General features: G+C 40.4%; 16 protein-coding genes. 4 read left to right on the top strand and 12 right to left on the bottom strand.

Annotation, left to right across the window (positions count from 1 at the left end):
* Position 1: 1 nt before the first annotated feature.
* The gene (locus ACJ9PY_RS05860; protein ID WP_053534080.1) at positions 2-328 is read right to left on the bottom strand and encodes a DUF1878 family protein; all 327 of its coding nucleotides are present in this window, start codon (positions 326-328) and stop codon (positions 2-4) included.
* 232 nt (positions 329-560) lie between these two features.
* Between ACJ9PY_RS05860 and ACJ9PY_RS05855 the strand changes: the two genes are divergently transcribed.
* Complete coding sequence (locus tag ACJ9PY_RS05855) at positions 561-1,100, top strand: DUF3267 domain-containing protein (protein WP_411739642.1); 540 nt, start codon at positions 561-563, stop codon at positions 1,098-1,100.
* A gap of 108 nt (positions 1,101-1,208) precedes the next feature.
* On the top strand, positions 1,209-1,391 hold the full coding sequence (locus ACJ9PY_RS05850) for a hypothetical protein (RefSeq protein WP_034314696.1): 183 nt from the start codon (positions 1,209-1,211) through the stop codon (positions 1,389-1,391).
* A 111-nt stretch (positions 1,392-1,502) separates the two neighbouring features.
* Here ACJ9PY_RS05850 and ACJ9PY_RS05845 read toward each other — a convergent pair whose 3' ends face one another.
* Together ACJ9PY_RS05845 and ACJ9PY_RS05840 are read right to left on the bottom strand one after the other, a co-directional pair.
* Positions 1,503-1,586 (bottom strand): YjcZ family sporulation protein, encoded by an 84-nt coding sequence (locus tag ACJ9PY_RS05845; RefSeq protein ID WP_057275797.1) that lies wholly within the window; start codon positions 1,584-1,586, stop codon positions 1,503-1,505.
* A 184-nt stretch (positions 1,587-1,770) separates the two neighbouring features.
* The gene (locus tag ACJ9PY_RS05840; RefSeq protein WP_141242671.1) at positions 1,771-1,854 is read right to left on the bottom strand and encodes a YjcZ family sporulation protein; all 84 of its coding nucleotides are present in this window, start codon (positions 1,852-1,854) and stop codon (positions 1,771-1,773) included.
* Positions 1,855-2,054: 200 nt separating this feature from the next.
* Here ACJ9PY_RS05840 and ACJ9PY_RS05835 point away from each other — a divergent pair, with 200 nt between their 5' ends.
* A complete protein-coding gene (locus ACJ9PY_RS05835; protein WP_057275796.1) occupies positions 2,055-2,921 on the top strand; it encodes a peptidylprolyl isomerase in 867 nt (288 codons plus the stop codon).
* A gap of 54 nt (positions 2,922-2,975) precedes the next feature.
* Here the strand turns inward: ACJ9PY_RS05835 and ACJ9PY_RS05830 are convergent, their stop codons facing one another.
* From ACJ9PY_RS05830 to cysK, 8 genes are all read right to left on the bottom strand, one after another.
* On the bottom strand, positions 2,976-3,158 hold the full coding sequence (locus ACJ9PY_RS05830; protein ID WP_057275795.1) for a sporulation YhaL family protein: 183 nt from the start codon (positions 3,156-3,158) through the stop codon (positions 2,976-2,978).
* Between the two features lie 100 nt (positions 3,159-3,258).
* Positions 3,259-4,197: a 3'-5' exoribonuclease YhaM gene (gene yhaM / locus ACJ9PY_RS05825; RefSeq protein WP_034314712.1), complete on the bottom strand. Its 939-nt coding sequence runs from the start codon at positions 4,195-4,197 to the stop codon at positions 3,259-3,261.
* Positions 4,198-4,375: 178 nt separating this feature from the next.
* Positions 4,376-5,074: a (2Fe-2S)-binding protein gene (locus ACJ9PY_RS05820; RefSeq protein WP_411739641.1), complete on the bottom strand. Its 699-nt coding sequence runs from the start codon at positions 5,072-5,074 to the stop codon at positions 4,376-4,378.
* Positions 5,067-5,891 (bottom strand): ABC transporter ATP-binding protein, encoded by an 825-nt coding sequence (locus ACJ9PY_RS05815; protein ID WP_053534077.1) that lies wholly within the window; start codon positions 5,889-5,891, stop codon positions 5,067-5,069. The genes ACJ9PY_RS05820 and ACJ9PY_RS05815 overlap by 8 nt, the downstream gene beginning before the upstream one ends.
* A gap of 312 nt (positions 5,892-6,203) precedes the next feature.
* A complete protein-coding gene (locus tag ACJ9PY_RS05810) occupies positions 6,204-6,617 on the bottom strand; it encodes a hypothetical protein (RefSeq protein WP_034314717.1) in 414 nt (137 codons plus the stop codon).
* A 35-nt stretch (positions 6,618-6,652) separates the two neighbouring features.
* Positions 6,653-9,673 carry an AAA family ATPase gene (locus ACJ9PY_RS05805; RefSeq protein WP_411739640.1) on the bottom strand — a complete coding sequence of 1,007 codons (3,021 nt, stop codon included), beginning with the start codon at positions 9,671-9,673 and terminating at the stop codon, positions 6,653-6,655.
* A 21-nt stretch (positions 9,674-9,694) separates the two neighbouring features.
* Positions 9,695-10,897, bottom strand: a complete 1,203-nt coding sequence (locus ACJ9PY_RS05800) for a metallophosphoesterase family protein (RefSeq protein WP_411740242.1) — start codon at positions 10,895-10,897, stop codon at positions 9,695-9,697.
* A 178-nt stretch (positions 10,898-11,075) separates the two neighbouring features.
* Positions 11,076-11,999 (bottom strand): cysteine synthase A, encoded by a 924-nt coding sequence (cysK, locus tag ACJ9PY_RS05795; RefSeq protein ID WP_034314721.1) that lies wholly within the window; start codon positions 11,997-11,999, stop codon positions 11,076-11,078.
* A 310-nt stretch (positions 12,000-12,309) separates the two neighbouring features.
* On the opposite strand from cysK, the gene ACJ9PY_RS05790 reads away from it, so the two are divergent.
* A complete protein-coding gene (locus ACJ9PY_RS05790; RefSeq protein ID WP_048677954.1) occupies positions 12,310-12,498 on the top strand; it encodes a YhzD family protein in 189 nt (62 codons plus the stop codon).
* 98 nt (positions 12,499-12,596) lie between these two features.
* Here the strand turns inward: ACJ9PY_RS05790 and ACJ9PY_RS05785 are convergent, their stop codons facing one another.
* Positions 12,597-13,394, bottom strand: coding sequence for an enoyl-CoA hydratase (locus ACJ9PY_RS05785; RefSeq protein ID WP_034314728.1), 798 nt, complete (start codon positions 13,392-13,394; stop codon positions 12,597-12,599).
* Positions 13,395-13,471: the final 77 nt, after the last annotated feature.

Raw genomic sequence — 13,471 nt, 5'->3', positions numbered from 1 at the left:
CTCATACTCTATCCATTTCCTTCATGAATGATACATATAAACCTTGTGAGATGCATGCATCAATGCATTCCTTTGTAGTTATTTTTGGATTAACCTTTCTTTCAAATTGATTAAAAAGCGGTCGAAAGTTCATATACCCTTCCGCTTTTTCTATTTCATAGCGTTTGCTCAAGATATCACATGTTTCCAATAATTCTTCCGCTTCCTTCTTCGTGAAATTTTTTTCCACAAATAGATAGTCCAACTTGGCCTCCGGATTGCGTATAAGGTTTAATAAAAGCCGTTGATGAAAACGGAGTATTTCCATTTCTTCATTTATATTTTTCATACATCACTAATCCCCATTCAATCATTCAATTTAACATAAAAGACTTATAACCAATTTTTGATTTTTCACACTCGGTAATCCGCCTGATCTCCATTTCAGAACCTGCCCATTGCATGCTTACTCACCAAAGTGATTTCTTCTTAAACATAATCCAAGAATTCCATTGCTTTTTCCACCCATTCATCGTAATGTATGTAAGTATATTCAACAGCTTTGGAGGGCTGATTTCGAAATGAATTCGTGGAAAACAATTGACGTGGCAAAACAATATGGGAATTGCCGTCTGCTCTTTTTTTCAGTTTTTACTATATTGATGTCTTTTGTTCTGATCTATACATTATTAAGTGTCTTTTCAACACATGTTATTTTGTATGGCGATCAAACAATGGTATTTTTTAGCCTATTGCTCTTATTATATCCTGTTCACAAACTATTACACTATTTACCTTTACTATTATTATGTAAAAAAGTGAAAACTTCATGGTCCTTGAAGTGGAACCTGGTGTTGACATGCAGAGTCAATGTGCATGATCCGATTCGAAAGCATCTTTATCTCTTGACCCTTGTGTTGCCTTTCGTCATTATGTCTGTCACTTTGATTGGTTGTGCCCTTAGTTTTCCGCATTACATCCATTATTTCACTATTTTATTATCCCTGCACACCGGCTTATGCGTATCGGATTTTATTTATATAAAAAACCTTGTTGGTTCCCCAAGGCATTCTTTTATCGAGGAACATCTCGAAGGATACGATATACTTATTCAAAAGTGATTCCTTATTCATTCATAATGATGACTGCTAAGATTTTTAGGTATCTTTTTTCATTATAATTTGGTATCGTATTTATACATGATGTTTTGCAAGGAGGGATTTTAGGTTTTGATCTCGTTCTGGTTTATTATTTTTGCTATTTTGATCCTTTATAATATTAATAGAATGACAAACTCTTTATGCATTCAAAAGGAAATTGCTGAAGACCGGCAGCCTAAAGTATTCAGGACCATTAATGTATTAATTACTATTATGTTATTATCCTCCTATATTGAAATTTTGTATACGTAGAGATGAGCAACAAATGATGTCCATCATTTGTTACATACATTGGTGATACCCGGGGCATTATCCACATAAAGAAAAAGGGCGAAGCAAAAGCTTCGCCTTTTGTTTATGAGTTTAGCACCAAGAAGCTCCAATGATGACTAACAGGATGAAAAGAACGACAATTAGAGCAAAGCCTCCACCTATTCCTCCAGACATTGATCTTCCTCCCTTCCATTCTTAAGTAATTGTAATTTCATGCACACTCTTAAATCCGCCAAAAGGAATCCATTCCTTTCATAGCTTGAAAATCACTTAAATCTTTTTGTTGAGCGGCTACCCTATCCTATTCAACTCCATGGCAAAAGGAGTGGGCTCTTTCCATTAGTAATTTTGCAGCCGATTAGAAACAGGCTGATCCTACAATTATTAATAAAATGAATAACACCACTAACAAAGCGAAGCCTCCGTTAAATCCATTACCCATTATGCTACCCCCTTTTGTTATCCTCGATTTATCATATGTAATGGATTTATATCCGGGTAGGCGTACACCCATTTTTCAAAAAAATCTTATTCATGCACCAATATATTATTTTTTGTAAAGTAACCAGAATATGTTATAGTTAATTTTGTGGAAATACGAAAAAATAGCAAACCAGAAACTTATAACTAGGAGTTGTTTTTATGAAGAAGTGGGCATTATCGATTGCTGTTACTGCAGGGCTGATCGGACTTACAGCATGCAACAGCGACAAGGAAGCAGTCGTGGAAACTAAAGCGGGGGATATAACGAAAGAAGAGTTTTACAATGTAATGAAAGACCGTTATGGTGAAACCGTTCTTCAAGAACTTGTTTATGAAAAAGTTCTTTCTGAAAAATATACAGTAACGGATAAAGAAGTTAAAGCTAAAACGGACGAACTTAAAGCGCAAATGGGTGAAAATTTCGAAACGGCCCTGGCCTCTTCCGGATATAAGAGCGAAGCTGATCTTAAACGTGCACTTAAAATCGGCATGCTTCAAGAAAAAGCAGCCGTTGCCGATATAAAAGTTAAAGAAGCTGATGTGAAAAAAGCTTATGAAGACTATAAACCACAAATCAAAGCGAGACATATTCTCGTGAAAGATGAAAAAACGGCCAATGAAGTTAAAGCTAAATTGGACAAAGGTGAAGACTTCGCCAAACTTGCCAAAGAATATTCAACGGACACAGGCACAGCTGAAAAAGGCGGGGAGCTAGGCTGGTTCGGACAAGGTGAAATGGTTCCTGCATTTGAAGAGCAAGCTTACAAAATGAAGAAAGATGAAATCAGCAAGCCGATTAAATCCGATTATGGCTACCACATCATCCAACTTCTTGATACAAAAGAAAAAGAATCATACAAAGATATGAAAAAAGATCTTGAATATGATTTGAAAGTCGCTCAAATTGACCAAACTAAAGTTCAGGACATTCTGAATTCAGAAGTCAAAAAAGCGGACGTGAAGATTAAAGATAAAGATTTAAAAGATGCCATCACTTCTGGTGACGCAGCCAAAGCTGAAAAATAATTGAATAGTAAAAAGCGACAGGACTTTACCTGTCGCTTTTTTTCATCATTCGGGCTATGCTCCCTGATTTATATCCTTTTTACGCCTCTCACGCTCTTCTTCCATGCGGTCAATGTATTTCTGGCCTTCCTTTTCAATCCAAGCATCATCTATGAGGCGTTCCTGCCTAGCTGTCCAAATTGACATGATTGCACTGACAATTATTCCAATAAACACGAACCAAATCCAAATTGGCATGTCCTTTCCCTCCCAAAAAATCTACTATTCATTTACTAGAGAATATGCTCGAACAAAAAAAAATATGCTTCTTTCTCCATCGAGAAAGAAGCATATTTCATTAAAATGTCGGTTTATAGAATGAACGATTATCGAGCGCGAAGACTCTTTCCGTAAATTCACCCGGCTTCACTTTTTCCAAGGCGCGGTCCATCATATTTATCTTGGCATCCATATTATCAATATAATGCAGCACTTCCGCTTCCCTAACCATCGGCGGCTTGGGACTGCCCCACTCAGCTTTACCATGGTGGCTTAATATCAAGTGCTTGAGAATCATGATTTCTTCCGCTTCAATGCCCAATTCCTCTGCAGCTTTACCGACTTCATTCACCATGATGGTGATATGCCCCAACAAGTTCCCTTCCACTGTATAAACAGTCGAAACAGGTCCAGATAGCTCATGCACCTTTCCAAGGTCATGCAGAATGACCCCTGCATACAAAAGATCCTTATTGAGGGAAGGATATAGGGTTGAAATGGCCTTAGCCAGCCCTAGCATCGATACAACGTGATAGGCCAGTCCCGACATATACTCATGATGGTTCTTGGTGGCAGCAGGGAACGTCAGGAATTCATTCTGATATTTTTTTATGAGATGCCTAGTCACCCTTTGGATATTCGGATTCCTCATTTCAAAAATAAATTGAGTGATGGTTTCCATCATTTCTTCCTGACTTAAAGGCGCCGTTTGAATTAAATCGGCTTTCGTGACCCCGTCAGTATCTGAAGTAATTCTAATATTACGGATTTTCAATTGGCTGCGTCCTCGATAATTCTGGACTTCCCCTTGAACTTTCACTGTTGCTTCCGCACAGTATGTTTTCTCATCAGCCTCGGAAACATCCCATAGCTTTGCCTCTATCTCGCCGGTTTTATCGCACAAAATCAATGTTAAAAAAGGCTTTCCATTACTTGCCACCGCTTTTGTACTCGTTTTAATGTACATATATATATCTACTACTTCACCAATTCCGTAGTGTATGATCCCATTTCCCATGCGACTGCCTCCGTTCAATTAAATATCAACATTATAACATACCAATCTCGTTAGTGCGTTTAGTTTTCGTTAATAAGTGATAGACATTGGACAGGAAAAACTAAAGCTTTGCCGTCTCTTATCACTCCACAAGAAAACCAGGCTTGACCCCAAGCCTGGCTCTCCAATCAAATCTATTTCAACAGTTTTTGTTCGGACAATACGCGCACTTCTCCTGGCCATCAATTCGGTAATATAAACAGCATGTCACCCGTTTATAAGGGTTCATTGACTCCGGAACACTTGTTTCCCCAATGAATCGTTTAAAGGGGGAACGCGTTTCAATATTAAGCCATACCTCATCTTCAAGAAGCATTTCAATGTCCTTTTCAACTCGCGTCTTTATATCAGTTTGCTTCAATAACTCACTATACATCCATACCGTATAGCTCCAAATATTTTCCCAGAGAACTAGTTTCGATATTTTAGCAGTTCCGGAAAAGAAGCGAATGGCATCAGCACCAAATCTGTTCAATATGGAATGGAGGGCAGAAGGGCTTTCCTTTTCCGTGACATGGCTCCACCTGTTGGTTTTCAGCAAAAAATTCGGGAGCCAATGCTCATCTTCCGGATCATCCAAAACACCAAAGTCCTGAAGTGTACCTTCCCAGATAAGCCGATGTTTGCCTAACATGTACAATTGTGCCGTGACAAAAAAAGCATAGCGTCTGAACCACATTGAAATGGCTATCCTTGACGTTTCCGCCCCAGTCCGGGCTTTTGCATACTGAATAAGCTCATCAGCATGATTGAAGGTCTTGGAAACTTGGGCTACATCTCGAAAGGATATCCGGTATCCCTGAAGTTCTTTTTCAATGGCTGGTGTGAGGTTATGCATTGGCCAGCGCTTTTATCTGAGTTTGTGCGTAGCGCCCTTTACCAAACGGGACGCACATGGGACTGCCGAAAATTGGATCAAAGGATATTTGACATTCCATGCTGAATACATGCTGTACCAATTCAGGCGTGATGATATCCTCCGGCCGGCCTTGAGCATGTATCGCCCCATTTTTAAGTGCCACCAGATTATCCGCATAACGGCAAGCTAAATTCAAATCATGAAGCACCATAACGATCGTTCGGTTCTCAAACTCATTCAAGTCGAACAATAAGTCCAAAATCTCGATTTGATGGGTCATATCAAGATATGTAGTCGGTTCATCCAACAAAATGACATCAGTATCCTGAGCAAGCGTCATGGCTATCCATGCCCGTTGCTTCTGCCCTCCCGATAATTCATCGACTGCCTGATCCTTTAAATCGGTCAGATTCGTTGCTTCAATCGCCTTTTGAACTTTTTCTTCATCCACGGAACTCCACTGTTTCAACCAACTTTGATAAGGATATCTTCCTTGTTTAACAAGTTGATAGACGGTAAGCCCTTCAGGAGCAACCGGGGATTGCGGAAGAATCGCCATCTTTCTCGCTACATCCTTCGATGGCATGGTTGAGATCGCTTTGCCTTCGAGCAAGACCGAGCCGGATTGAGGTTTTAACAATCGGGCTACAGACCTTAGAAGTGTTGATTTTCCACATCCATTAGCACCGATGAATACGGTGATCTCCCCTTTGGGTATTTCTATATTCATATCATTTATTATTAATTTATCACCATAACCGAGCGATAAAGACTGAGTGTTAATAGCTGGTCGCATTAAAATACTCCCCTTTTAGTCTAATAATACCATTTTAATGAAAATGATTCTCACTGTCAATCTTAAAAAGGAATATAAACCATAACTCCAAGTCCCATTCCTCTTAAATGATTCATTAAAGTGAATGCTCCTTTAAAGATATGAAGCTTCCTTTGGAAACATTAATCTAAAAAAAACAGCACATTATACTTTCATTCATCACTGCCTGTAGCTTCCGAACGATAGTCCATTCTCCCCCTCTGCGAATCACTATCGGAATTTCCAAACTCCATTTAGCGGAAAATAAAAAAAGCCCTCCATATGGAGAGCCTTTTAACCGACAAGCAGGCGATTTGTACAATGTTCCAGGGATTCATCCCTAATGAAGGTAAATAAATCATGATCGATAAAAGGAATGATTCCTTCTGCAATATTCCATGCATTGACCTCTATTTGATAAAGGATTTCTGATTTTCCTGTACGGTGCAGCTCCTCACTAAGCACAGCAAGATCGGGGTCTAATGCGTGCCCCATCTCATGTGTGAGAATCACCCATGTATATTCCTCAAGCCTTGCAAGCGAGCCTAGGGAGCGTTCACACTGAATTTCAATATCTCTCTCATATAAAGTGATGCGATGACCTATGGCAGAATATTTTCCCCCAACACATCGTTTACCAGGAAACTCCTTTTCGATGATTAACTCCAAAGAAGAATCATGGCGGCTTACAAACTCATTCCTATTCAATGACTTCACTCTCTTTATCTATAGTTTAAGACCCATTATATTTCGGGGATGATCAAATCATTCATATTTTGGCGCAATACGGGGCTGGATAGACGAATCACTTGATTTTCACTAAAGTGCTCCATTATATATCGGTGGCATGTAAAAAATAAGATTTGCCGCTTTTCCGAAACTTTTTTCAATAACTCAAGCATCCGTTTTGTCCTTTCCGCATCAAAATTGACGAAACTATCATCAATGATGAGAGGGAATGAATCATTTTCAAAAGTATGATCAGCAAGTGCGAGCCTTAAGGAAACATAAATTTGCTCAGCTGTCCCGCGGCTGACCTCTTCAACCCTGAAACTCAAACCATCACTGCGCTGTACCAAAATCCCTTCTCCCGACTGATCAAGAATGATTTTCCGATAGTTTCCATTCGTTAAAAAGGAAAAATGCCGCTCGGCATCAGCGATCACCTTCGGCAGGCGCTCCCTTTTATATCGGTCCAATGTTTTATTCAATAAGCTTTTGGCTATTGCCAATTTCGCCCATTCCTTCGCCTCTTCGTTAAAAGCAGCTTTTTCTTCATGAAAACGATGAAGTAAATCATCATAAATCCCTGAAACCTCAAGCTGTTTTATCTTATGCTTCGCATCCGACCGCTTCTCTAACAAAAGGGATTTCACCTTTACAGAATCCTTCCGTTTCTGTTCTAAATTCTCAAATGTATAAGTATTGATCCCCTGTTTTAAATAAGATTGGATTTGATCAGGCAGCATTCTGGATTGCCCAATTTGAATGGTAATCAAATCAAGCTGCTTTTGTAAGGTGAATTTCTTTTCGGACAATGCAGCGACATGCCTGAATTCTTCCTCGTCCTTGACCTTCGCTAACTTAAAAAGCATTTCCATTTCTGCATCAAGATAGCCATTTTCCATCGTCAGCTGCTCGATTTCGTTCGTCAAACGACTTTTTTCCTGCATCCATTGCGTTAACTGAACGGAGAATTCAACCGCTTTATTCAACTCCCGTTTCAATTGGCCAATCGCTTCCCTCCATGTGGATGTTTCAAAATCAAGGCTATTTGCAAAATGAAATAAAGCCTTTGATTTACTCTCAAATTCTGCCTGGAGAAAATCATGCCTCTTGATTGTTTCATATTTTCTATCAACGGTTTCCTTCCATTTCTCAAGAAGTTCAAATACAGATTCAAGATTAATTTCCATTCCAGGATAAGACAGACCCCAACCGCTTAAGATGTTCCTCAATTCTTTATCCAACCGGTCCCTGCTAGCTTCCCAATCGGCATACTCCTGAATCGTCGATTCAAACGCTTCCTCCCTTTCTTCATATTTGAAACTTTCACTTTCAAAGCGCCTTTGGAGACGTTGGTCCAGTTCAAGCAGCCTCCCCATCGACTCTCCTTCACTCCCTTTATTGGTTTCACTCCCAATTGCAGCCCTTTTCCTTTTCATCTCATCCAATTGCCTGATATACCCGGACGATATATCATCACCTTTAAAGAGATACCTGGAAACCGCAAACAGAACAGCTACGGCTAGAAGTGTCACCCCCAACAAAATCTGTTCACTGAAATAACTTCCGATTGCACCTAAACATAGTAGCACTATTAAACTGCCATTCATGATATTTGAACGTTTGTGATTATCCGCTTCCTTCTTCCTCTGTAATCCCAATTGCTTTTCAAGTTCAAGTATTTGTTCATCAAGAATAAGGGATTGTGCTGCTTCAAATTCGATGTTATTCTGCTTGTTGTATAAGGACTCCAGCTCGATTCTTTTTTCATCTGGCAGTAACTGGGCCTTAATCTCCTTCAAACGGGCTTCTGTCGTTTCCAGACTTCCCTTTTGCAGTTCATATTTCTCATCGAGCTGTTTTTTATCATTTTGGAGCTGATGCTTTTCCCTTTCGGCCCTTTTCACCTTTTCCTTCATGAATGTACTGATATCCAGTTTTCTTATTTCCTCATCAGAAACATCCAAAAATAATTCCTGCTTCACCTTTTCGATATTCTTTTCTTCCAACAGCCTTTCGTGTTCCGCTTTTCTAATATCCAGCTCGAGCTTCTCCAACAATGTTCCTTGATCGATTGCATGTTCAATTTGCTCTTTATGCTCCTTGATGAATGGATTGATTTTGATTTCCGTGAGTTTCCCCTCAAGTTTGTTCATTTTCTCAGTCAATGCAGCAAGTTGGGCTTTCATGGGGATACCAACTGCCTGTAGCTGTTCAAGTCTTTTTAAACCATCAACAGGAAAATTCACATCCGGAATTTTACTTATTTCAGCCTCTAGTTCCCCCTGTTCTTCAACCAAGGGTTTAATTCGCAAAAAAGCACTTACGTTAACAAGATTTTCTTCAATCTCTTGAATATCCACCGTGACTTTAGAGAGCTCCGCCTTAAGTTTTGCTTCTTCCTGAAGTAATGCCGTATATGACTGCTGTTCTTCTTCAGATGCTTTCACCTTTTTCTGCAATTCCTTAAGTTCTTTCATTTTCACATTCAGTAAAGGTTTTTGGCCTGATGGCTTGAACCTTGAATCGAGCTCTTTTTGCAATTTCGTTTCGGCTTCAAGAAGTTTATCATTCCCGATCAGCCCGGCTGAAAGCAGATATTTACTCATCGTACCTTCACTTAGTGTATGTAATCCCTGCAGACCTTGAAGGTCGAAAGAAAAAATGGCTTGGTAATAGTTTTTATCAACGCCATGAAGAATCTCATTCAATTCTTCCTCGCCGCCGACCCTTCCATCCTCGAAGGTCAATTTCACATCACCAGTAGCTTTTCCCTTCACACGTTCAATAACGATTTCCCCGTCTTTTTTTGTTATGAGGCTGAGCCTTCCCCCATATTTGGCATGCATTTTGGGCTCGTAACGCGGTTCGATTTGAACCTTTGTCGGAAAACCAAACAGCATACTATGAATGAAAGACATGAGGGTTGACTTGCCCGATTCATTTTCCCCAAAGAAAATCTGCAGCTGTCCCAATTCAGGAAAACGCTGATTTTCCAGTTTGCCGTAACCATAAACATGGAGGTCTTTAATAATCAAATCCGTTCCTCCTCCCTACACTCATTTATTCGCTTCAAAAACGTGCAAAAGCCATCTTTCCGCTTCATCCAACAGTTCCCTCTTCTCATCCGGCTCTATTGAATCAAGAAACCTTCTTGCTCCCGGATGAATGTATAGCGGGGCAAGAGCAGCCTCCGTATCATCAAATTCAGAAGCAAGCCTGGATACCTCAGCCAGAAATGGCGATATACTTTCATTTGACCTATTCATAGGAATGGACTGGATGAGTTTGATTTTATACACCCAGACAAATGATTCCCCTTGGTCCTCTTCCTGCAAAATCCGGGTCAATTCTTCAAGATATTCCCCGGAAACTCCTGCTGCATCACCTGCATCCAGTTTCAACTCCAAAAGAAAGCTTCTCCCATCGAAACCCTTCCGTTCAATTTCTTCCTTGCATTGCTTGAACAGGGCATCAAATCCACCTTCTGCAGATAATTCAATTGTTTCGCTTTCCCATATCACCTCAGAGGTTTCAATAAAAGAATGGCGCTTCATGTCCCCATCGAATTCTATAAGCATGCACCCTTTGACGCCTGACTCCTTTCTGTTCCTGCCTTGAATATTTCCTGGATATATCACAAGCGGATCTTCCGAAACAACCTGATGTTTATGAATATGGCCTAATGCCCAGTAATCGAAATCTTTGGCAGCAAGTTCCTTCAATGAAAAAGGGGCGTACGGGCTATGTTCGGAATTGCCTTCCAAATTCCCATGAAGCAGACCTATATGATAATCGGCCCCTTCAGCTTTTATGTAGGTTTCGATCATTCTCTCCCTTACTTGACGGCGCGGATAACTGAATCCATAAAGGTGGACAGTCGTCCCATCGATTTTTTCAAATCGTTTCATTTCGGTTTGCCCTGAAAATACGTGGACATTATCCGGCAGCCCCACAGTAATCCATGAGCCGCTAAGGTGATCATGGTTACCATGAATGATATAGGCAGGGATTTGATGTTGCTGGAGTTTTTCCATCTCGGTCCGAAAGCGGACCTGTGTTCGGAGACTCCGATTTTCCCCATCAAATAGATCCCCCGATAACACGATAAAGTCAACCTGACGGGTAATTGCCTCATTAATGATAGTTTGAAAAGCTTTAAACGGACTTTCCCTTAATTCCTTTAATATAGATGACGGCATATCCTTCAACCCTGAAAAGGGACTATCCAGATGGAGATCTGCCGCATGAATGAACTTCACACCGCTCAAAAGTGTCACCTCGATTTCTTTCAATATTTCATATTCAATTTTAACATGAGCAGAACATACTTTCCCATACATTATTATTTTAATACGTCATCATCCAGTATGGGCAAATTCAACAGGAAAAAGACCGAATGGTGAACATTGTTTCATTCACGGCATTCGGTCTTTTTCATCAATTAAAGATATCCATACTTAAATAGCGTTCACCATTATCCGGTGCAATGCATAATACTCGTTTTCCGCTTCCAAGACGACGGGCTTCCTGCAGGGCAGTCCAGACAGAGGCACCTCCCGAAGGCCCAATCAATATCCCTTCCTTCGAAGCCATATCCTTCATGGTGGAAATCGCATCTTCATCAGCCGCTTGAACGATTTCATCAAATACCTCTGTATTTAAGATGCTAGGGATAAAACCAGGGCTCGTACCCACTAACTTGTGGGGACCAGGCTTTCCTCCGGAAAGAACTGGGGAACCCTTAGGCTCGACAACGACAACCCTTAAATCCGGCAGATGTTCTTTCAAGGCTTCACCTGTACCGGTTATCGTTCCTCCCGTTCCGGCAGTAGCGACAAAAACATCCAGGTCTCCATCCATCTGATCCAGAATCTCGACTGCTGTCGTCACTCTGTGAATATCAGGATTGGCTTGGTTTTCGAATTGCTGCGGAATAAAGCTATTAGGAATCTCTGCTGCGAGCTCCTCGGCTTTACGAATGGCTCCCGGCATCCGCTCTGATGCAGGGGTGAGGACAACTTCCGCTCCGTATGCCTTTAATATATTGATTCTTTCTTTCGACATATTATCCGGCATGACCATAATCGCCCGATATCCCTTAGCCGCGGCATTCATGGCAAGCCCAATACCTGTATTCCCTGATGTTGGTTCTATGATCGTAGCCCCGGCTTGAATGATACCATCCAATTCTGCCTGCCTAATTAAATTGAAGGCAGCCCGATCTTTTACACTGCGGCTCGGATTGAAATACTCAAGTTTCACGAATACCTCAGCGTCATCCTCCGCTGTTAAATGATTAATCCTAACAACAGGTGTATCTCCTATCAATTCAGTGATATTATTAACGATTTTTACCGTCATTCAAAAAAACCCCCTTCGATCCATACACTTCCAACATGCACTTTCACTCAAGTTTATTATATCATTTATGATTTTTCATTTTAAAGAGAGAATTCCTCTAGTATAAATAGGTTTTGTTTTCATTCTTTCCAAGCTTAAAGGAAAAAAAACGAGAAGTTAGTTCGATATAGTTACTTTTTCAAGATATTCAGCTATGTATCAATATTCCTTGTCTTAATAGATTCACTCACATAACAATAGTCAAAATTGACAGAAAATGATAAAATTTTTATAACAGTTTATAACATTTTTGATAAGGGAGTTTTTGAAAATGAGCAGAATATACAAATTAACCGTTTTTGAACCGTCAGGGGAAAAACTATTGGATGAATCATTTACAGCCGAGAATGATGAACAAGCAAAAGAATTGGGACAAAATCTATTGAAGGAAAAAAACTATCAAGATCAAACACATCGCTGTACATCGCCTTCAGGCGCTTTATTGCTTTTTCATCGCTGATTGAAAATGGAAGCGCAATCACTAAAAATATGATCAACTTTTCCATACTTTCCTTATATAAAAAAAGGCCGTCACTGGAAAGTGACGGCCTTTCTTATTCATTTTCCAATGAAGTTCGGTTTCCTTTTTTCCACGAACGCTTTTATTCCCTCTTGGTGATCCGCTGTTTGGCGCATTTTCATCTGAGCAGCTTTTTCAATCTCAAGCATCTTAATTAATAGCGGGCGATTTTTTTCACTAAGGATCTTTTTCGTTTTAATCATGGCCTGCACCGGACTTTGCAGCCAAGATTGCACTTTTTTCTCTACCGCATGTTCCAAGGTTCCGTCTGCCACTTCATGAATGAGGCCCTTTTCTTTGGCTTCAAGCGCTGTAAGCACTTTACCTTCCCAGATCAATTCTTTCGCACCCACTTCACCAAGACGGCGTTCAAGGAAGAAGTGTCCGCCGCCATCAGGGATTAATCCAATCCCGATGAAATTCATCGCAACCTTACTTTCCGAATCGGCAATAAGATGATCCGTTGCAAGAGCTATACTCAACCCTAGCCCTGCAGCTGCACCATGAATGGCACTGATGGTCAATTTAGGCATGAAGTATAGGGTGGTTACCAATTCACTGATTCCATCCATCAGCTCATCGAAAGCGTTTTCTTTTCCAGGCGAGAGCATCATCTTAATGTCACCACCAGCGGAAAACGCTTTCCCATTCCCTTTTAAAATGACGACGTCCACTTCATCATTCTCGCTCACTTCCTTCAGGGCATTAATGAAATCATGCAGCATTTTCGGATTTAGAGAATTCATTGCCTCTGGACGGTTCATTGCAACAGTGGCCGTCCTGTCCGAATATGTGACTAAGACCGTGCCTGCAGGTGATGTCGATTCAATACTCAATTTATTTCCTCCTCTTTCGTTCTATGAATCTATTATATATTCATCAACCATTATGAGAATAGGGTGAAAAGTTATAA

Source organism: Peribacillus sp. S4 (assembly GCF_046715815.1).
GTDB classification, from domain to species: Bacteria; Bacillota; Bacilli; order Bacillales; family DSM-1321; genus Peribacillus; species Peribacillus frigoritolerans.
This window is presented reverse-complemented; position numbering and strand designations above follow the sequence as displayed.

Bases quoted from the DNA above. Each gene is read 5' to 3' on its own strand.
- ACJ9PY_RS05860 (WP_053534080.1), bottom strand. From the start codon at position 328: ATGAAAAATATAAATGAAGAAATGGAAATACTCCGTTTTCATCAACGG.
- ACJ9PY_RS05855 (WP_411739642.1), top strand. From the start codon at position 561: ATGAATTCGTGGAAAACAATTGACGTGGCAAAACAATATGGGAATTGC.
- ACJ9PY_RS05845 (WP_057275797.1), bottom strand. From the start codon at position 1,586: ATGTCTGGAGGAATAGGTGGAGGCTTTGCTCTAATTGTCGTTCTTTTC.
- ACJ9PY_RS05840 (WP_141242671.1), bottom strand. From the start codon at position 1,854: ATGGGTAATGGATTTAACGGAGGCTTCGCTTTGTTAGTGGTGTTATTC.
- ACJ9PY_RS05835 (WP_057275796.1), top strand. From the start codon at position 2,055: ATGAAGAAGTGGGCATTATCGATTGCTGTTACTGCAGGGCTGATCGGA.
- ACJ9PY_RS05830 (WP_057275795.1), bottom strand. From the start codon at position 3,158: ATGCCAATTTGGATTTGGTTCGTGTTTATTGGAATAATTGTCAGTGCA.
- yhaM (WP_034314712.1), bottom strand. From the start codon at position 4,197: ATGGGAAATGGGATCATACACTACGGAATTGGTGAAGTAGTAGATATA.
- ACJ9PY_RS05820 (WP_411739641.1), bottom strand. From the start codon at position 5,074: ATGCATAACCTCACACCAGCCATTGAAAAAGAACTTCAGGGATACCGG.
- ACJ9PY_RS05815 (WP_053534077.1), bottom strand. From the start codon at position 5,891: ATGCGACCAGCTATTAACACTCAGTCTTTATCGCTCGGTTATGGTGAT.
- cysK (WP_034314721.1), bottom strand. From the start codon at position 11,999: ATGACGGTAAAAATCGTTAATAATATCACTGAATTGATAGGAGATACA.
- ACJ9PY_RS05790 (WP_048677954.1), top strand. From the start codon at position 12,310: ATGAGCAGAATATACAAATTAACCGTTTTTGAACCGTCAGGGGAAAAA.